This window comes from Bradyrhizobium sp. OAE829 (genome assembly GCF_040546575.1).
GTDB lineage: Bacteria > Pseudomonadota > Alphaproteobacteria > Rhizobiales > Xanthobacteraceae > Bradyrhizobium.
Window position 1 is genome coordinate 6,756,623 of sequence record NZ_JBEPOE010000001.1, and the last position, 20,164, is coordinate 6,776,786.

General features: G+C 63.5%; 14 protein-coding genes and 1 pseudogene. 12 read left to right on the forward strand and 3 right to left on the reverse strand.

Annotation, left to right across the window (positions count from 1 at the left end; all coding sequences use genetic code 11):
* Window positions 1–141 precede the first annotated feature (141 nt).
* Window positions 142–1,357: pseudogene (locus tag ABIE49_RS32460) on the reverse strand (mandelate racemase/muconate lactonizing enzyme family protein).
* A 109-nt stretch (window positions 1,358–1,466) separates the two neighbouring features.
* Entirely contained in the window at window positions 1,467–2,702 is a 1,236-nt protein-coding gene (locus ABIE49_RS32465; protein WP_192734904.1) for an amidohydrolase family protein, read from the reverse strand.
* A gap of 168 nt (window positions 2,703–2,870) precedes the next feature.
* Between ABIE49_RS32465 and ABIE49_RS32470 the strand changes: the two genes are divergently transcribed.
* A complete protein-coding gene (locus ABIE49_RS32470) occupies window positions 2,871–3,293 on the forward strand; it encodes a nuclear transport factor 2-like protein (protein WP_192734903.1) in 423 nt (140 codons plus the stop codon).
* Between the two features lie 146 nt (window positions 3,294–3,439).
* On the opposite strand, the gene ABIE49_RS32475 is transcribed toward ABIE49_RS32470, so the two are convergent.
* Complete coding sequence (locus ABIE49_RS32475) at window positions 3,440–4,198, reverse strand: GntR family transcriptional regulator (RefSeq protein ID WP_192734902.1); 759 nt, start codon at window positions 4,196–4,198, stop codon at window positions 3,440–3,442.
* A 200-nt stretch (window positions 4,199–4,398) separates the two neighbouring features.
* Here ABIE49_RS32475 and ABIE49_RS32480 point away from each other — a divergent pair, with 200 nt between their 5' ends.
* The 11 genes from ABIE49_RS32480 (at window position 4,399) to ABIE49_RS32530 (ending at window position 20,043) form a co-directional block, all read left to right on the forward strand.
* Entirely contained in the window at window positions 4,399–5,259 is an 861-nt protein-coding gene (locus tag ABIE49_RS32480) for an ABC transporter ATP-binding protein (RefSeq protein WP_354067106.1), read from the forward strand.
* On the forward strand, window positions 5,256–6,032 hold the full coding sequence (locus tag ABIE49_RS32485; RefSeq protein ID WP_192734901.1) for an ABC transporter permease: 777 nt from the start codon (window positions 5,256–5,258) through the stop codon (window positions 6,030–6,032). The genes ABIE49_RS32480 and ABIE49_RS32485 overlap by 4 nt, the downstream gene beginning before the upstream one ends.
* A 43-nt stretch (window positions 6,033–6,075) precedes the next feature.
* Complete coding sequence (locus ABIE49_RS32490) at window positions 6,076–7,101, forward strand: ABC transporter substrate-binding protein (protein ID WP_192734900.1); 1,026 nt, start codon at window positions 6,076–6,078, stop codon at window positions 7,099–7,101.
* 103 nt (window positions 7,102–7,204) lie between these two features.
* A complete protein-coding gene (locus tag ABIE49_RS32495) occupies window positions 7,205–8,638 on the forward strand; it encodes an amidohydrolase family protein (RefSeq protein ID WP_192734899.1) in 1,434 nt (477 codons plus the stop codon).
* A gap of 140 nt (window positions 8,639–8,778) precedes the next feature.
* Entirely contained in the window at window positions 8,779–11,223 is a 2,445-nt protein-coding gene (locus ABIE49_RS32500) for a CaiB/BaiF CoA transferase family protein (protein WP_192734898.1), read from the forward strand.
* On the forward strand, window positions 11,223–12,299 hold the full coding sequence (locus ABIE49_RS32505) for an ABC transporter ATP-binding protein (RefSeq protein WP_192734897.1): 1,077 nt from the start codon (window positions 11,223–11,225) through the stop codon (window positions 12,297–12,299). Before ABIE49_RS32500 ends, ABIE49_RS32505 begins: the two co-directional genes overlap by 1 nt.
* Window positions 12,296–13,291 carry an ABC transporter ATP-binding protein gene (locus ABIE49_RS32510; protein ID WP_192734896.1) on the forward strand — a complete coding sequence of 332 codons (996 nt, stop codon included), beginning with the start codon at window positions 12,296–12,298 and terminating at the stop codon, window positions 13,289–13,291. Before ABIE49_RS32505 ends, ABIE49_RS32510 begins: the two co-directional genes overlap by 4 nt.
* Before the next feature lie 24 nt (window positions 13,292–13,315).
* Complete coding sequence (locus ABIE49_RS32515) at window positions 13,316–14,863, forward strand: ABC transporter substrate-binding protein (RefSeq protein WP_192734895.1); 1,548 nt, start codon at window positions 13,316–13,318, stop codon at window positions 14,861–14,863.
* Between the two features lie 4 nt (window positions 14,864–14,867).
* Window positions 14,868–15,824 carry an ABC transporter permease gene (locus ABIE49_RS32520; protein ID WP_192734894.1) on the forward strand — a complete coding sequence of 319 codons (957 nt, stop codon included), beginning with the start codon at window positions 14,868–14,870 and terminating at the stop codon, window positions 15,822–15,824.
* Window positions 15,821–16,705, forward strand: coding sequence for an ABC transporter permease (locus ABIE49_RS32525; RefSeq protein ID WP_192734893.1), 885 nt, complete (start codon window positions 15,821–15,823; stop codon window positions 16,703–16,705). The genes ABIE49_RS32520 and ABIE49_RS32525 overlap by 4 nt, the downstream gene beginning before the upstream one ends.
* Before the next feature lie 20 nt (window positions 16,706–16,725).
* Window positions 16,726–20,043 carry a carboxyl transferase domain-containing protein gene (locus ABIE49_RS32530; RefSeq protein ID WP_192734892.1) on the forward strand — a complete coding sequence of 1,106 codons (3,318 nt, stop codon included), beginning with the start codon at window positions 16,726–16,728 and terminating at the stop codon, window positions 20,041–20,043.
* The last annotated feature ends 121 nt before the right edge of the window (window positions 20,044–20,164 follow it).

Below are 20,164 nucleotides of genomic sequence, written 5' to 3' on the forward strand. Positions count from 1 at the left end.
CAATTGTAACGGGAGGACTAAGCGACCTTGTTTCGACAATGAGGGCCACGGAGTATGGGTCCCCCGATGTGCAATTGCACATCTGAGCTCAAGGCCGGGACGACGAATACTAAGCATGCCTTCATCTCTCCTACGCAGCGCCTACTTCTTCTGCCCGTAATTCAACAACCCGCCCTTGCTCTTTGCCCGGATGGGCGCGCAGGCCTTCCTCGTTGGGTTCGGTGCCCCAGCCTGGGCGGTCCGAAATCACGAGGTGGCCGTCGACGATCTCGGGCAGATGGGTGAACAGTTCGTGGTCCCACGCCAGCCGGTCGATATCGGTTTCCATGATCCGCAAATTCGGCACCGCGGCGCAGAAATGCGCGTTCATCATGGTGCAGAGATGGCCGTAGAAATTATGCGGGGCGACGTTGACCTCGAAATGCTCGGCGGCGGCCGCAATCTTCATCGATTGCCACACCCCGTTCCATGGCGTGTCGATGATCGCGACATCCATTGCCTGTTCGTTGAAGTAGGGCAGGAATTCGCGCAGGCCCAGCAGCGTCTCGCAGGATGAGATCGGATGCGGGCTCTGCCGGCGGATATAGCCTAGCGCCTGCGGATTGAAGGTGTCGATTTCGACCCAGAACATGTCCATATCCTTGATCGCGCGCAGGATCTTCAGATAGCCCTCGGTCTTGGCGTTGAAGTTGAGGTCCAGCAAGAGATCGACATCGGGTCCGGCGCCGTCCCTGATAGCTTCGAGGTGCATGCAGAGATTGCGGATCACCGTGCGATCGACATTGATCTCCGGCTCGAATGGCGAACCGAAGCCGGGGCGCCAGCCCTGCGGCTTGCCGTCGGTGTAGACGAAGATGTTGGTCTTCATCGCGGTGAAGCGCTTTTCGCGGACTTCGCGACCGATCGACTTGACGCCATCGAGATCGGTGATCGCGGGCTTGAACCAATCCGGATGATTGATGCGCCAGGTCGCGCAATGCGACCAGTAGACCCGGACGCGGTCGCGGATTTTTCCACCCAGCAGTTCATAGCAGGGCACGCCGAGCGCCTTCGCCTTGACGTCGAGCAATGCGTTCTCGATGGCGCCGAGCGCCAGCGCCACCACGCCGCCGGCGGCCGGCCGCGTCGCCGCAAACAGTTCCGCGTAAATCCGCTCGTGCTGGAAGGCGTTCTTGCCGACCACCCGCGCCGACAGCCGCTCGATCGCCGCCGTGACGCCGGGCGCGCCAAAACCCTCGTCGTACTCGCTCCAGCCGACGATGCCGTCTTCGGTCATGATCTTGACGAAGTGGTAGTTGCGCCAGCCGGCGTCGCAGGCGAGCGTTTCGACGCTTCTGATGGTGGATGATTTGGTCATGATTTCCTGCCCGGCTGTTGTTTTCGTTGACCGATAACAACAACGGATTGGCAGGGGCGTCAATCGCGGGTGACGCGATGCCCGTATGCGGCAGATGCGCTGCCTAAGCTTACGGTGGAAACAGCGTCGGCTGGCGTCGCTCGAATACCTGACGCCCGTTCTTGAAGCCCATCAGCACGTCGGGCAGTTCTGCGATCGCGTTCGGGCCGGTGTCGGTGTCGAGGATGACAAGATCGGCGGGATTGCCCGGCGCGATGCCGTAATCCCGCAGGTTCATCAGGCGCGCCGGCAAGTCGGTGACCAGATCGAGACAGGCGTCGAATTCGCTGATTCCGGCATGGGCGACATTGGCGTAGAAATTGGCCATGCGCAGCAGCGACGCATCGCCGAACGGCGTGAACGGATTGAGCACGTTGTTGGTCGCGACCGAACACAGCACGCCGTTCTCGACCAGCCGGTGCGCCACGGTGAGGCCGCGTGGCGCATTGTGGGTGGCGTCGCGGCCCATCAGATAGAGGTCGGTCGCCGGCAGCACGGTCACGGCGACGCCGGCTTTCGCCAGCCGTTCGGTCGCGGCTTTCAGACGATCCGGCGGCAACGCCGAGAGTTTGGTGGCGTGCCCGATTGCGACACGGCCATGATAGTTGCGCCGCTCGGCTTGCCGGCAGACTTCCTCTAGATGCCACCAGGACGGATCGAGATCGAAGTCGAGATGCAGGTCGACATCGACGTCGAATTCCTGCGCGAGATCGAACAGTCTTTCGAGATGCGCGTTCGGGTCGGTGTCCATATAGGGACAGCCGCCGATCGCTTCGCCGCCATCGCGCAGCGCCGCGACCAGGAGTTCCTCCGCGCCGGGGTCGTTGGTCAGGCCTTCCTGCGGGAACACGCAGATCGACAGATCGATCGCCCAGGCATAGTCGCGCTTCAGTGCCTTGACCGCCTCGAAGCCGCGCAGCGCGATGCGTGGATCGATCTCGACATGCGTGCGCATCCGTGTGGTGCCGTGCACGATGGCGCGTTCGAGCACCCGCGCGCCGCGGGCATAGACGTCCTCGACGGTGAAATCGCGCTTCATGGCGGCAACCGCAGCGATCGCCTCGCCCACAGTGGCATGGTCGTGCCCGCAGCGACCGAGCAGGCAGGCCTTGTCGAGGTGGATGTGGGTGTCGACGAAGCCGGGCAAAACGAGCTTGCCGCCGACTTCGATCTCGGGCGCGTCGCAGGCCAGATGTGCCCCAATGGCGGCGATCCGCCCCTCGGATACGCCGATATCGACCGGGGTGGCCGAAGCCCGGGTCCGGGCGTTGCGGAAGATCAGGTTGAAGGCGGTTCGCGCGCTCATCAGGACTTTAGCTGTTTCCAGGCTGGTTTGAGGTGAGGGGAGCCTAGCGGAAGAGTGCTTTAGAGGCAGCCCCAGATTGTGTGCAGTTTCAAGGCCAAACTGTTCAAAATATGTGCATGCAATTGGAGCCCCCGATTGTAGTATTCTTGGGATCAGGAGCCAGCCGCCATGTCCATTGTCGCCAAAGCCCAAGAAGACCGCCGCCTTTCGGATGCCGAAGTGGTCGAAGCCTATCTCACGGCATCGATGATTCCGGATCCGGATGCGGCGGCGGCCTACATGAAGCCGGGCACCATCATCACCTTTACGGGCGGGCGCGAGTTCGATCATCCGCGCGGGCCGACCGGCTTCAACGCAGGGCGCTATCGCTGGGTCAAGAAGAAGATGGATCGCTTCGATGTCTGTCCGGGGGCGGACGAAACCGTGGTCTACAGCATCGGCACGCTGTACGGCGAATGGATCGACGGCACGCCGTTCGAGGGCAACCGCTATGTCGATCGCTTTGTCGTGAGGGGTGGCCAGATCGTGAAGATGGACGTCTGGAATGATAGCGCGGAACGCATTCTGGTGCAGCGGGGGATTGAGGCGTAGGTTTGTGGCCTGCATCCTTTGAGACGCGTGCTCTGCGCGCTCCTCAGGATGAGGTTCTAGACCTGTGTGGAACGTTGGACCTCATGGTGAGGAGCGCGGCAACGCCGCGCGTCTCGAACCACGAGGCCACCGACCATGCGGAATAACTACCTCGCCCTCACCACCTTCGGCATTTTCACCACGCGGTCGCTCTCGCCCTCATCGGCGTACGGCGCCAGAATATCCAGCAAATCGCGGCCGCGCTGCGGTGCCGGCGCCACCAGGGCCCGGTTCGCCACGGAATCCAGATGGCTGTGCATCAGGCTCATCACCTTGGCCTCGTCGCCCTTGACCAGAGCTGCGATAATTCCGCGGTGTTCATTGATCGCGCATTCCGACGAGTGCGGGCGGCTGTAGAGGGATAGCGTCAAACAGCAGCGATAGGCGACTTCGCTGACGTAACGCACCAGGATCGGGCTGTTCGTCATCTGCGCGAGCAGGATGTGGAATTCAGTCGCAAGACGAATGGATACCGCGTCGGTGCCGTCGCGCGCGCCATCCTCGGCGTCGACGTGGGCGTTCAGCGTCGCGATCTGGGCTTTGGTCAGTTTGCCGGCGAGCTGACGCACCACGAGGCGTTCGAGTTCGATCCGGATATCAAAGGCGTCACGGGCTTCCTGCCAGCTTGGCGTTGCCACGACAGCGATCCGGTTGCGGCGAAGTTCGACGAGGCCTTCCGCGGCGAGTTGTCCCAGCGCGTGGCGGGCAATGGTGCGGCTGACGCCGAAGCGTTCGCCGAGCGAATCCTCAGGCAGTTTTGCGCCGGGCTCCAACGCCTGCTCGATGATGGCGCGGCGCAGCGCGCGGCAGATCACCCCGACCTTGTCGGATGATTCCGCAGTCTTGCCGGCCGAACGAGGCGCCATCGGCGAATCCCTGGAGAAGTGCTTCGAATGCGCCCTCATATCACAAATGGACGACAATTGAGCGTCTGAATTGCATGCAGTTTGGCGGCCGGATTGCCTAAAAGGAATCCGCTGGTTTGCGGGTCCTTTTGCGATCCCGTTGATTTCAAACGCGAGTTTTGCTGGCATCCGGCTTGCATGCACTTCCTGCCATGATGCGCATGCAACCAGATTCGGAATTCTCCGGCACGCCCGTTCCAGCCGCCGCCGTGCCCGTCGCAATTGAGCTGTCGGACGCGTCCGTCACCTTTGGCCGTGGCGACCGGGCGGTGCCGGCGCTGGCGAAAACCACGCTTCGGATTGCCGACGGCGAGTTCGTCGCGCTGGTCGGCCCGTCCGGCTGCGGCAAGTCCACCATCCTGCGGCTGGCCAGCGGGCTGGTCCAGCCGACCACCGGCGTCGTGATCGTCGGCGGCCGGGAAGTCGCGGCGCGGGCGCTGCGCGTCGGCATGGCGTTCCAGAATCCGACCATGCTGCCCTGGATGACGATCGAGCGGAACATTATGCTGCCGCTCAAGATCGTCGAGCCGTTTCGCTCGCAGTTTCGAAAACTGCGCAAGACTGAATTCCGCGACAAGGCCAACGCACTGCTGGAGCAGGTCGGCCTCAAGGGCTTTGGCAGCCGTTATCCCTGGCAGCTTTCCGGGGGCATGCTTCAGCGCGCCAATCTGTGCCGCGCGCTGATCCACGAGCCGCGCATGCTGCTGCTCGACGAGCCCTTCGGCGCGCTCGACCAGTTCACGCGCGAGGAATTGTGGTCGATCCTGCAAGACCTCTGGATGGCCCACAAGGCGACCGTGCTGCTGGTGACGCATGATCTGCGTGAAGCCGCTTTTCTCGCCAGCCGCATCTGCGTGATGAGCGCGCGGCCCGGCCGCATCGTCGACGACAGCCCGGTCACCTTCAGCCGCCCGCGCACGGTGGCGATGACGTTCGAGCCCGATTTCGTGGCGCTGAATCAGAAGCTGCGCGCGTTCATCGTCGATGCGCGCAGCGCGCCAGCCGAGGGAGCGGCATCATGACCGCAAGGGATATCAGACAAAAGGCCTGGTCGGCGGCACTGATCGTGCTGTTCTTTGTCGCCTGGGAACTGTTTTGCGTGATGACCGGGATGTCCGACCTGGTGCTGCCGCGGCCGTCGGAAGTTTTCGTGACGCTGTATCAGAAGTTTCCGCTGTTGTGGCCGCACATCCTGCAGACGCTGGCGACGACGATGATCGGCTTCGTTCTCGGTGTCGGACTTGGGGTCGTCCTCGGCGCGGTCATCGGCGTTTCCAAGACGGCTTACGACACGGCCTATCCGCTGCTGGTCGGATTCTCGTCGATCCCGAAAGTCGCTGTCGTTCCGATTTTTGTCCTCTGGTTCGGCTCTGGCTCGGTGCCGGCAGTGCTGACCGCCCTGTCGATCTGTTTCTTCCCGATCGTCGTCAATATCGCGACCGGTCTTGCGACCACCGAACCCGAACTCGAAGACGTGCTCAAGGCACTCGGCGCCAGCAAGCTCGACATCCTCTGGAATGTCGGTTTGCCGCGCACGATGCCGTTCTTCTTTGCGTCATTGAAGGTTGCGATCAGCTACGCCTTTGTCGGCGCTGTTCTCTCCGAGACCGTGGCGTCGAACCGCGGCATCGGCAACGTGATGATGACCGCGTCCTCGAATTTCAACGTGCCGCTGGTGTTCGCCGGCCTGTTCGTGCTCGCCGGCCTCGGCGTCGCGCTCTACGTGATCTTTTCGCTGATCGAGGGCCGCGTTACCGGCTGGGCCACCCGCAAGAACGACCTGATCGCGACATGACGATTTCACCAAACGCCATCCAACCCAGTCGAGGAGGTTCACGATGTTAACGAAAATAGGCGCCGCGCTGTTGGGAGTAGCTTTGTTCGCAGGCGCCGCGAACGCGCAGGAGACCACCATCAAGCTCACGCTGGGCTGGAAAACCCAGGGCAGCGACGCTGCATTTTTCTATGCCAAGGACAATGGCTACTTCAAGGAGGAGGGCCTCAACGTCGTGATCGACCAGGGCGAGGGCTCGGGCGCGACGGTGACGCGCATCATGTCGGGCGCCTATGACGCCGGTTTCGGCGACGTCAACGCCATCATCCAGAACGCCTCGACCAAGCCGCAGGACGCGCCTGTGATGGTCTACCAGATCTGGAACCAGCCGCCGTTTGCAATCGTTACGAAGAAGACCAGCGGCATCAACACCATCAAGGATTTCGAAGGCCGCACGCTCGGCGGCGCGCAGGGCACGCCGACCACGCGGCTGCTGCCGGTGTTCGCGCAGAAGAACAAGCTGGAGGGCGAGAAGATCAAGATCTCCAACATGGCGCCGAACCTGCAGGAGCCGATGCTGATCAAGGGCGATATCGACGCGGCGCTGGTGTTCAACATCACCAGCTATTTCAACCTGGTGCTGAACCGCCAGGATCCTGACAAGGACTATAAGTGGTTCTCGTTCGGTGATTACGGCCTCGATCTCTATTCCAACGGCCTGATGGTCTCCCGCAAGCTGATCGCGTCCAATCCAAAGGCGGTCGCCGGGCTCGTCCGCGCCGTCAACAAGGGCATGATCGCGGTCGCAAAGGACCAGAACGCCGGCATGAAGGCGGCGCTGAATTACGACAATCTGATCAATGTCGACGTCGAAAAGCGCCGGCTGCAATATTCCTTCGACAAGCTGATCGTCTCGGCCGAGATGAAGGAAATCGGCGTCGGCGACGTCAACGACGACCGCATGACCCGCGCCATCGGCATCATCGTCGAAGGCTATCAACTTGCCCGGGCGCCGGCGGCATCGGAAATATTCTCGCGCGAATTCCTGCCGCCGCGCGCTGAAAGGGAGTTAAAATATACGGCGAACTGATAAATTAGTCGTCATTGCGAGCGCAGCGAAGCAATCCATGTCTCGGCTCGGGGACAGATGGATTGCTTCGTCGCTTCGCTCCTCGCAATGACGGAGTGCTGAAATGCCCACGGAAGTTACCGCACACAGCCTGTTCTCCGGCCCTGACCTCCTCGAAAACGTCGTGCTGCGCCACGATGGTGGCGTGATCACCTCTATTGAGGGAGCATTGCCCGCAATCGGGCCGCGCTCCCTCATCCTTCCCGCCTTCGTCAACGCCCACGACCACGCACGGCCGGCGGCGTCTTCGTTCGGCGCGATCGGCATGCCGCTGGAAAGCTGGATCGTGCGATCCGCGCTCGGCACGCCGGTCGATCCCTATCTCACCGCTGCCTCCGCGCTGGCGCGTTCGGCGCGGGCGGGGTGCGCGTCGATGATGGTGCATTACACGCGGCCGAGCGGGACCATGCCGCTGGTCGACGAAGCCAAAGCGATCGCGCGGGCGGCCTCCGATGTCGGCATCCGCATCGCGTTCGCCCTTGCGGTGCGCGACCAAAATCCAATCGTTTATGGCGATAGTGAGCCAGTACTGTCGGAGTTACCCAGTGACGATCGCAAGACGATCGAGGAATTGTTCGTCCGTGCGCCGATGTCGCCCAAGGCCTATATCGACCTCACCGATGCGATCGCGTCGGCGATCGCTGACCCCAATATCGACGTGCAGTTGGGGCCGGCGGGCGTGCAGTGGTGTTCAAAGCCGCTGCTGAAGGCAGTCGCCGAAAATTCGGCGCTGACCGGCCGCCGCATCCACATGCACCTGCTGGAAACGGTCTATCAACGCGCCTGGGCGGATGAGCACTTCCCTGATGGTATCGTTCGCTACCTCCGTGACATCGGTTTTCTGTCGGAGCGGCTGACACTGGCGCACTGCATTCACGCAAGGCCCGACGAGATTGAGATGATTGCCGCGTCCGGTGCGCGTATCGTGACCAATTTCAGTTCCAACATGCATTTGCGCTCGGGCTTGGCACCGATCGCCGCCGCGCACGCTTGCGGCTGTGCCGTTGCGGTCGGCGTAGATGGCCTGGCGCTGGATGAGGACGACGATGTGCTGCGCGAGATGCGCCTGGTGCAGATGTTCCACGGCGGTCTCGGCTTCAAGCGAACCTGGACGCCAGCGGAATTCTTCGGCCTTGCCGTCGCCAATGGCCGCAAGGCGACCGGTGCGCCGGGAACAGGCGCATTGCTGCCGGGCGCTCCGGCAGATTTCGTGACCATCGATCTCGATCGCCTCGATCGCGACCAGATCATGCCGGTCGATCCGATTGAACTGCTGTTCGCGAGAGGCAACGCGTCGCTGTTGCGTGAGGTGGTTGTCGATGGACGCACGATCGTCAGCGAAGGCCACTGCACCGGTGTCGACCTTCCCGCGATCGAGAAGGAGTTGCGCGGCATCTACCGCGTCAATGCCGGCAAATTCGGAAACTTCCAGCGCGCGTGGCCGCCGCTTTCGGCTTCGCTTCAAAACTGGTTCAAAGCGCAACTGGATTGCAGTTAAGCACTTCGCATCGTTCGCCAATTCCGTATCACGGAAGAAAATTCCGCTTGCATCGACAGGCGGGCAAGGTTTCATGGTCAGCAACAAAAAACTGAACCGGCACGCGCATGACGCCGGTCGTTTGGCCATGAGGAAGCGTGATGGGCGCGTTGTCGCATCTGCGGATTGTCGAGATCGGAAGCGCTGCGGCAACGAGCTATTGCGCGCGGTTGTTCGCCGATTTCGGTGCGACCGTGCAGAAGATCGAACCGCCCGCGGGTGATCCGCTTCGCCGCACCGCGCCGTTGACGCCGGAAGGTCACAGCGCCTGGTTTGCGTTTCTGAACTTCAACAAGTCGAGCGTGGCGCTCGATTGCAGTGACGCCGACGCTTCATCGCGCCTGACCGAACTGATCGCGGCGTGTGACATTTTGCTGGACGGCCGCGACATCGATGCGGCGAACTGTCCGGCCGTCGATCTCGCAGCGATCAAGCAGCGCAACCCCGGCCTTATTCATCTCGACATAAGCTGGTTCGGTCGTGAGGGGCCGTATGCAAAATTCGAAGCGACGGACTCGACGATTCGCGCGCTGACCGGTCTGGTAAAACTGGTCGGGCCGGTCGAGGGGCCGCCGATGCATGCGCCGGATTTCCAGACCGGCATCTTCGCCGGCCTCTGGGGCTTTATCGCGGCGGCTTCCTCGGTGCTGGGCCGGATGCAGGACGGTCGGGGACGGGCGAACTCCCTGAGCATCTTCGAATCCAGCATCGCGGTGACCGAGTACATCATGTTCGAGTCGTTCGTGCACGGCGACATCATGCGGCGCATGGGGGTTAACAGGTTCTGGCCGACGTTCCCGGCCGGCATCTACGAAACCAAGCAAGGCTGGCTCGGCGTCACCACGGTAACTCCGGCGCAATGGCGGTCGTTTTGCGAGATGCTGGCGCTGCCGGAATTGCGCGACGATCCGGCGCTGTCCATGGGCGTCGATCGCCTGCAGCATATTGCTGACATCGAGGGCAAGATCGTGCCGCGGCTGAAACAGCGCACCGCGCAGGAATGGTTCGCCGAGAGCCTGCGCCGCAAGATTCCGATCGTGCCGGTACCCGATGTCGGCGACCTCATCGCCGACGAAGAGAAGAAGGCGCGCGGCGCGATCGTGCCGATCATGATCGGCGACGAAACCGGCTTTACGGCGGGCTCGATGCAACGGTTGACCGGAACACCGCCACGTCGCGGCGGCGCGGTGCCCGATATCGGCGAGCAAATGCTCGGCTGCGCGCATGTCAGCGAGGCCGCGAAACGGGTACCGGTGCCTGCAGAGGAGGGATCAGACCGCCTGCCGCTGGAAGGCATCCGCGTGATCGATTTCTCAATGGGCTGGGCCGGCCCGATCTGCACGCGCACGCTGGCCGATCTCGGCGCCGACGTCATCAAGATCGAGGCCACGCAATATCCGGATTGGTGGCGCGGGGTAGACCGGCGGCCGGCCTATGTTCTCGAACAGATGTACGAGAAATCGGTGCGGTACTGCATCATGAACCGCAACAAGCGCGGCATCACGCTCGACCTGACCCGCCAGCAAGGCCTTAATCTCGCAAAACGGCTGCTGGCCGATGCCGACGTTGTTGTCGACAATTACTCCGTCGAGGTGTTGCCGAAGCTCGGGCTCGGCTATGAGGTGCTGAGCAAACTCAATCCAAAACTGGTGATGATGTCGATGTCGGCCTTCGGCGCCGGCAGCGTGCACCGCGACTGCCGCGCCTATGGCTCGACGCTCGAACAAGGCTCCGGCCTGCCGAGCGTGGTCGGCGATCCCGGCGGTCCGCCTGTGATGAGCCACACCGCGTTCGGCGATGCCGTCGGCGGCTTGAACGGCTGCGCCGCGGTGCTCACGGCGTTGATCCACGCCAAGCTCACCGGCAAGGGCCAGTTCATCGATCTCGCGCAGATCGAATGCATGATGCCGTTTGCGGCGCCCTGGATCGTGGCGCATTCGATCGACGGCAAAGAACCGGTCAGGTACGGCAACCGCCATCCGGATTTCGTGCCGCATGGCTGCTTCCCCTGCGCCGGCGCCGACAACTGGATCGTGGTCGCGGGTTCCAGCGATGCGATGTGGCCAAGGCTTGCGAAGCTGCTCGGCCGCCCCGATTGGGCCACCGATGCCTGGCTGAAGACGGCGGTGGGACGGCGCGCCATCGAGCGCGAGATCGAGGCCGCTATCAAGGCATGGACGTCGGCGCGCGACCCGGAATCGGCGATGAAGGCGTTGCAGGCAGCGGGCATCGCGTCAGGCGTCGCGCGGTTGCCGATGGAACTGCTGCAGGATCCGCAGCTGCATGCGCGCGGCTTTATCCAGGAGATCGACCGCGCCTTTATCGGAAAACACCCGCAGCCCTCGATGCCGTTCCGTGAGGGCGCAAAGCCGTTTCCGATCCGAAGCGCGCCGCCGACGCTCGGCGAACACAATCAGGAAATTCTCGGCGGGCTGCTTGGGCTTTCCGATACCGAGATCGATCAGCTGGCCCGCGAGGGTATCATCGGAACCGAGATGCTGATGGAGGAACAGCTCGTGAAAGAGACGAAGCGGGCGGCGGGCTGATGGCGGCTGAGCCGGCACAGCGCGGATCGGAAGCGGTTGCGGGCGGCCCGCAGGCGCTGATGTCGGTGCGCGGCCTCGGCATCCGCTTCAAGACCTCGCATGGCGTCTGGCAGGCGACCCGCAGGATCGATTTCGACATCGCGCCCGGCGAGCGCGTCGGCATCGTCGGCGAAAGCGGCTGCGGCAAGACCATCACCGGTCTTTCGATCCTGCGGCTGTTGCCGAACAATTTGGCCGGGCTGGATGGATCGATCCACTTCGACGGCACCGATCTGGCGTCCTGCAGCACGCGCCAGATGCGGGCGATCCGCGGCCGGCGCATCGCGATGATTTTTCAGGAGCCGATGAGCGCGCTCGATCCGGTGTTTACGGTGGGCCATCAGATCGCCGAGACGCTGCGGGTTCACACCGGCGTCACCAAGGAAGAGGCGAGGGAGCGCACGCTTGATATGCTGCGCCGGGTCGGCATCGCCTCGCCGGAGCGCCGCATCGACGATTATCCGCACCAGCTTTCCGGCGGCATGCGCCAGCGCGTGATGATCGCAGCAAGCCTGATCTGCGGGCCGCAACTGTTGATCGCGGACGAGCCGACCACGGCGCTTGATGTCACCGTGCAGGCCCAGATCCTGGAACTGCTGCGCGACCTCAGCGAAACCTCCAATACGGCGCTGATGCTGATCACGCACGATCTCGGTGTCGTCGCCGAGACCTGCACACGCATGATTACGATGTATGCGGGCGAGGTGATCGAGGACGCCGCGGTCGATGACGCGCTGGTCCGGCCGCTGCATCCCTACACCTCCGGGCTGTTGCGTTCATTGCCGCATCTGAGCCCGCGGCACGGCAAGCTGCCGTCGATCCCGGGCCGCGTGCCATCGATCATGGACATGCCCAATGGCTGCCGCTTCAAGGCGCGCTGCGCGCACGCGGTCGCCGGCTGCGAGAAAGAACAGGCGCTGCTCGATGCCGGCAATGGCCGCAAGGTTCGATGCTGGCGCTTTCGCGAGCTCGATCTGCCCGGCGCCTTGCAGCACGCGGCGACGGCACCGATCGCTGCGATGGTGGCGAGCCCATGACGCCGCACTCCGCCGATAACGCCATCGTCTCGGTGCGCGATCTGCAGGTCGGCTTTCAGACCACCGATCGCCGCGCCATCGTGAAGGCGGTCGACGGCGTCAGCTTTGACGTTCGTCGCGGCGAGACCTTTGGCATCATCGGCGAATCCGGATCGGGCAAGACCACAATCGGCCGTGCGCTGGTGTTCCTGCTGAAACCCAGCGGCGGCGCGATCCTGCACAATGGCGTCGATCCCCTGGCGATGCCGCGGCAGCAGTTCCAAAGCCATCGCCGCGACTACCAGATCATCTTCCAGGACCCGAATGCCGCGCTGAACCCGCGTATGACGATCCTTTCATCCGTGCTGGAGCCGCTGGAACTGGCGCGGGCGGGATCGAAGCCCGAGCGGTTGCAGCGGGCGCATGAGGCGATGGACCGGGTTGGTCTGCCGCAGGACCTCGGCGAGCGCTATCCGCACCAGCTGTCCGGCGGCCAGAAGCAGCGCGTGGTGATTGCCCGCGCGCTAACGCTGCGCCCCAAACTGATCGTCTGTGACGAGGTGGTGGCCGCCCTTGATATGTCGATCCGTGGAGATGTGCTCAATCTGTTCGCCGAGCTGCAGCGTGATCTCGGGCTTACCTACGTTTTCATCACCCACGATCTCGCCGTGGTGTCCCACATCAGCGAGCGGATAGCGGTGATGTATCTTGGCCGGTTTGTCGAATTGGGGCCGACGGAAAAAGTCTCGGAACGGCCGCTGCATCCCTATACCCAGGCACTGCTGTCGGCGGAGCCACGGCCGCTGCCGTCGACCATGCGCGGCAACAATCGTATCGTTCTGCAGGGCGAGATTCCGAGCCCAATCGATCCGCCGTCCGGATGCCGCTTCCGCACCCGCTGCCAGTATGCGCAAGCCGTCTGCGCCGAAAAGACGCCGGACTGGCGCGAGCTGATGCCCGATCACTGGGTCGCCTGCCATTTCGCCGACCGCCCGAATTTTTCACCGAACTAACAAAAAACCGCCGGAGGAATTGCCATGACACAGACGACGCGACGCGAGGTAATGGCGCTGATATCGGGCGCGCTGGCTGGTGCAACCCTCGGCGGCCCTGCATTTGCGCAAGGCGCGCCGAAGCGCGGCGGGATCCTGCGCATCTCGGCGCCCGCCAATCCGTCGAGCCTTGACCCCGCAACCGGCGGCGCCGGTTCGGACCACGCGTTCCTGTTCACGATGTATGACACGCTGACCGAATGGGATTTTGAAACGCTGAAGCCGAAGCCCGGCCTCGCCGAGAGCTGGAGTTTTTCGGACCCGACCACGCTGGTGCTCAACATCCGCTCCGGCGTGATCTTCCACGATGGCACGCCGCTGGATGCCGAGGCCGTCAAGTTCAACCTGGAGCGCAACAAGAGCGATCCGAAATCCAATATCAAGGCTGACCTTGCTGCGATGGAATCGGCTGCGGTGACCGGTCCGTTGCAAGTCACGTTGAAGCTGAGCACACCCGACGCAGCATTGCCCGGTATTCTCTCCGACCGCGCCGGCATGATGGTGTCGCCGGCCGCGGTCAAGGCCAGCGCGGCTGGCAACGTCGCGCGCACGCCAGTCGGCGCCGGCGCCTATGCCTTCGTCAGCTGGGCGGACGGCGAGAAGATCGTCATCAAGCGCAACGAGAAATACTGGAAGCCGAACCGTCCTTATCCCGACGGAATCGAGTTCTCGATCATTCCGGAACTGACGACCGGATCACGCTCGGTCACCGCCGGCCAGAACGATCTGATGTACCAGCTTCCGCCGCGGCAGAAGGCGATCGTGGAGCGCGCCAGCAGCATCAAGATCTTCAACGGGCCGACGCTCTACGTGTTCCAGATTTTCCTGAACTGGGCGAAACCGCCGTTCGACAATATCAAGGTGCGCCAGGCCTTCAACTTCGCGATCGACCGCGAGACCTTCGTCAAGGCGGCGCTCGCAGGCCTGGCCGAGCCCGCTTACATGAACCTGCCGAAGGCGCATTGGGCCTACGACAAGTCCGTCGCCGGGCTTTATCCTTACGATCCCGACAAGGCGAAGAAGCTGCTCACTGAAGCCGGTTTCAAGGATGGCTTGCCGATCGAGCTGGTCGGCTATCCCGATCAGGATTCGGTGCAGCGCCAGGAAATCCTGATCGAACAGTTCCGCAAAGCGGGCATGAATGTGCGCTTCTTGAACGCACCGATCGCGGAGGCCTCTGCCGCGTTCTTCGGCGCCGAGAAGCGCGGCTCCGGCATTCTCGCGGCGTGGACCGGGCGGCCCGATCCGAGCCTGACCTATTCGCTGATGTTCACCAAGGACGCCTATTACAATGGCGGCCGGGGCGCGGTGCCGCCGGAGCTCGAGGCCGCGATCAAGGAGTCGCGGGCGTCGGAAGACATCGAGCTGCGCCGCAAGGCGTTCGCGACCGTGCAGCGTTTGGTGATGGAAAACGCCTTCGTGGCGCCGCTCGCGTTCCAGTTCGAATTGGTCGCCATGAACAAGAAGGTGCAGGGCTACAGGCCGAACTTGCTGGGCAAGCCGAAATACGACGACGTCTGGCTGGAGAGCTAACGGTATGGCGCGACGAAGTCCGACAAGGGTCATCGGCGGCCGCCTGCTGCAGGCGCTGCCCGTGATCCTGCTCGCGACCTTCATGGTGTTCGCGCTGCTCAAACTGGTGCCCGGCGACATCGCGGTGACGCTGGCCGGCGACAACGCCACCGACGCCCGCATCACCGAGATCCGAAAAATCTACGGCCTCGACCGGCCGTTCCTGGTCCAGTACGGCGCGTGGCTGGCGAATGTCGTGCAAGGGGATCTCTCGCAATCGCTGCTGACGGGCGAGAAGGTCGCGACCTCGATCTCGCGGGCCTTTCCCAACACGCTTCTGATTGTGGCGATCGCGCTGGTGCTGGCGCTGGTCACGGGAATTCCAATGGGGGTGATTGCGGCGATCAAGCCCGATGGTTGGGTCGACAAGACGGTCAGCATGATAGCCTCGCTCGGGGTCGCTATACCCGGCTTTTGGCTGGCGATGATTCTGGTCGCCGAGATTTCGCTGAAGCTGAACTGGCTGCCTGCGACCGGCGCGAAATCTTTCAGCGTTTCGCCCATCGAGGCGATCCGGCATGCCCTGCTGCCGGGTATTGCGATTGCCGCCTACGGCATGGCCGAGGTGGCGCGGCAGTTGCGGGGATCGCTGCTGGAAGTGCTGTCGTCGCAATATGTGCGCACCCTGCACGCCAAGGGCCTGTCGATGACGCGGATCCTGTGGCAGCACGGGCTGAAGAATGTCAGCGTCAATCTGTTCACGATCATCAGCATCCTGGTCAACCGCATGCTGGCGGCGACCGTCGTGATCGAAGCCGTGTTCGCGATTCCCGGCCTCGGCAGCCTGATCGTGCGCGGCGCCATCCAGCGTGATTTTCCGATCGTGCAGGGCGTGGTGTTTACGATGGTGATCGTAGTCATTCTGGTGAACCTGATCGCGGATTTGCTGTGCGCGGCCGTTGATCCCCGGATCGAACAATGACGGATTTGGCGCTCGAAACCCCCAAGCGACTGGACCAGCCGAGCCGGCTGCGGCGGTTTTTCCGCTGGCTGGCGGGCGATCTGCGCGCCGCGCTGGCTATCCTGGTGCTGTTGCTGCTGGTGGTTGTCGCGATCGGCGCGCCCTGGATCGCGCCCTATCTGCCGACCGCGCAGGACGCCAACAACATGCTGGCCGCACCGGGGCCCGGGCATCTGCTCGGTACCGACGATCTCGGCCGCGATATCTTCAGCCGGCTGATCTATGGCGCGCCGGCAACCGTCTATGCCAGCCTGCTCGCGGTCAGCGTGGCGGTCGCGATCGGCCTGCCGGTCGGCCTGGCCGCCGGGTTCTTCGGCGGCTGGACCGACGACATCATCAGCCGGATCATCGATACGTTCCTGTCGTTCCCGGCGATCGTGCTCGCGATTGCGGTCACCGGTGCGCTCGGCATCGGCCTTACCAACGGAATGATTGCCGTGGGCATCGTGATGTTCCCGGCGCTGGCCCGAATCGTCCGGGCGCGGACGCTGATTGTCCGGCAGGAGCTCTATGTCGACGCCTCCAGGTGTTTTGGGGCGCCGGCCTGGCATATCCTGTGGAAGCATGTGCTGCCGAATGCCCTGCAGCCGGTGATCGTGCAGGTCACGCTGCTGCTGGCGGCGGCGCTACTGGCGGAAGCCAGCCTCAGCTTCCTCGGGCTCGGCATCCAGCCGCCAAACCCGAGCTGGGGCGCCATGCTGGCCCGCGCCTATCAGTATATGGAAATCGCGCCGGAGCAGATGTATGCGCCGGGGCTTGCCATTCTGGTGGTCTCGTTGGCATTCAATGCGCTGGGAGAGTCCTTGCGTATCGTGCTCGATCCGACCATGAAGGATCGATAATCCTATTGCGGACATTTCTTATGCCCTTCAACAAGCTCCTGATCGCCAACCGCGGCGAGATTGCCATTCGTATCGCGCGGGCCGCGGGCGAGACCAGCCTTGCCACCGTCGCGATCTACCCCGCCGACGACGCGCTGTCGTTGCATGTCCGCTCCGCTGACGCGGCGCATGAAATCCCGGGGCGGGGCGCGCGGGCCTATCTGGACATCGAGGCGGTCGTGGCCGCCGCCAAGGCCACCGGCTGCGATGCACTGCATCCCGGTTACGGCTTTCTAAGCGAAAACACCTTGCTCGCCCGGCGTTGCGCGGAAGAGGGCATCACCTTCGTCGGCCCGTCGCCGGCGGCGCTGGACCTGTTCGGCGACAAGGCCAAGGCCAAGGCGCTGGCAAAAGAGACAGGCGTGCCCATCATCAAGGGTACCAGCGGCCCGACGACGCTCGACGAGGCCAAGGACTTCTTCGCCTCGCTGGGCTCCGGCGCCGCCGTCATGATCAAGGCCATCGCCGGCGGCGGCGGGCGCGGCATGCGGATCGTGGACGATGCGGCAAAGCTGGAAGAAGCCTATGTGCGCTGCCAGTCCGAGGCCAAGGCGGCCTTTGGCAGCGACGGCGTCTATGTCGAGCGTCTGATTCGCAACGCCCGCCATATCGAAGTGCAGATCATCGGCGACCACCATGGTGCGATCAGCCATTTGTGGGAACGCGAATGCACGATCCAGCGCCGGAACCAGAAGCTGATCGAGGTGGCGCCGAGCCCCTCGCTGAGCAACAGTCTGCGCACGCGGATCATTGACGCGGCCCGGGAACTCGCCGGCGCCGCAAACTACGACAATCTCGGCACCTTCGAATTCCTGGTCGATGGCGACGCCAAAGGCGATGCGGAGGCTTTCGCCTTCATCGAAGCCAATCCGCGGCTTCAGGTCGAGCACACCGTAACCGAGGAGGTGCTCGGCGTCGATCTGGTGCAGGCTCAGCTCGCGGTCGCCGGCGGCGCCACGCTGGGCTCGCTCGGCCTCGCGCAGGCCTATATTCCAAAACCGCGCGGCTATGCGATGCAGCTTCGCGTCAACATGGAGGTGATGGACGAGCACGGCGTCACCAAGCCGACCGGCGGCACGCTCTCCATGTTTGATCTGCCGGCCGGGCCTGGCGTGCGCGTCGATACGTTCGGCTATTCCGGCTACAAGACCAGCGCCGCCTTCGACTCGCTGCTCGCCAAGGTCATCGTGCGCGCGACCGGCCCGAACTGGGCCGATGTGGTGCAGAAGGCCACGCGCACGTTGCGTGAATTCCGCATCGGCGGCGTCGCGACCAATATTCCGTTCCTCGGGGCGGTGCTGGCGCATCCGGATTTCGTCGCCAACCGGATCAATACCGGCTTTATCGATACGCATGTCGCTGCATTGGTGCACTCGGCGAACGATCTTTCGGCGCCGGAGCTGCTGGAGGCGGGCGCTGCCGTGACCATTCCCGAGGCCCGTGAAACCTCGGCCGGGTCAGCCGGTCCCGCCGGCTCCGTCCCGGTGCCGGCGCCGCTGCAGGGCACGATCGTGGCGATCGAGGTCAGGGAAGGCGATCTCGTCCGTCCGGGCCAGCAAATTGCCGTGCTCGAATCCATGAAGATGGAGCATCTGGTGACCGCGCCGCATGGCGGCAAGGTGACCAGGATCGCTGCGGAAGCCGGCGTCACGCTGATGCAGGATGAGGCCATCCTGTTTCTCGAACCGGCCGAGATCGATGCCCACGATGTGGCGGAGGAAGAGGATGTTGATCTCGACCATATCCGACCGGACCTTGCCGAATTGATCGCGCGCCACGCCATTACGCTCGATGAGAACCGGCCGGCCTCGGTCGAGCGCCGGCGCAAGACCAACCAGCGCACGGCGCGCGAAAACCTCGCGCAGCTCGTCGATGAAGGGTCCTTTGTCGAATATGGCTCGCTCGCGATCGCGGCGCAGCGGCGGCGGCGCAAGGTCGACGACCTCATCCAGAACACGCCGGCTGACGGCCTGATCTCTGGCGTCGCGACCGTGAACGCGGAAAAATTCGGCGCGGAAGGCGCGCGCTGCATGGTGATCTCCTATGATTACACCGTGCTGGCGGGCACCCAGGGCCATATGAACCACAAGAAGATCGACCGCATGCTGGGGCTCGCCGAACAATGGCGGATGCCGCTGGTGTTTTACGCGGAAGGCGGGGGCGGCCGTCCCGGCGATACCGACCGGCTCGGCATGACCGGTCTCGACGGGCCGTCCTTCGTGCAATTTGCAAAACTGTCGGGATTGGTGCCGGTCATCGGCGTCGTCTCCGGCTATTGCTTCGCTGGCAATGCCGCGATGCTCGGCTGTTGCGACGTGATCATCGCGACCAAGAATGCCTCGATCGGCATGGGCGGGCCGGCGATGATCGAAGGTGGCGGGCTTGGCGTCTATCATCCGGCCGAAGTCGGCCCGGTGTCGTTCCAGGCGCCGAACGGCGTGATCGACATCCTGGTCGAGGACGAAGCGGAAGCAACCTCCGCCGCGCAAAAATATCTGTCGTACTTCCAGGGGGCGGTGTCGGACTGGAAAGCGCCGGACCAGCGGCTGCTGCGGCGCGCGATCCCGGAGAACCGGCTGAGGGTCTATGACATCCGGACCGTCATCGACCTTCTCGCCGACGAGGGATCGGTGCTGGAAATCCGCCGCGATTTCGGCGTCGGCATGATCACGGCGTTCATCCGCATCGAAGGCAAGCCGTTCGGGCTGATCGCCAACAATCCAAAGCATCTTGGCGGCGCCATCGACGCTGCGGCCGGTGACAAGGCGGCGCGCTTCCTGCAATTGTGCGATGCCTTCGACATTCCGATCGTTTCGCTGTGCGATACGCCGGGCTTCATGGTCGGGCCCGAAGCCGAAAAAACCGCGATCGTGCGCCACGTGGCGCGGATGTTCGTGACCGGTGCCAGCCTCACGGTGCCGTTGTTCGGCATCGTGCTGCGCAAGGGTTATGGCCTCGGCGCGCAAGCCATGATCGGCGGCGGCTTTCATGCCTCGTTCTTCACGGTGGCGTGGCCGACCGGCGAATTCGGCGGCATGGGTCTCGAAGGCTACGTCCGGCTCGGTTTCCGCAAGGAAATGGAAGCGATCGCCGATCCCGAGGAGCGCGAGAAATACTACAAGGCCAAGGTCGCCGAGCTCTACGCCAACGGCAAGGCGGTCTCGATCGCTTCGGTGCTGGAGATCGACGAGGTCATCGATCCCGCGGATACCAGGCATTGGATCATGTCGGGGCTCAGGTCGGTGCCGAAGCCGGAACAGCGCAGCGGCCGCAAGCGGCCGTGCATCGATGCGTGGTGAGGACGCGAATCCATCCACGTCGTCCCGGCCTTGAGCCGGGACCCATAACCCCGGTCATCTATTGTTGAAGCGAGGCCGTCGAACAGCGTGCGAAAAACAACTGGCGCCGCGGCGTATGGGT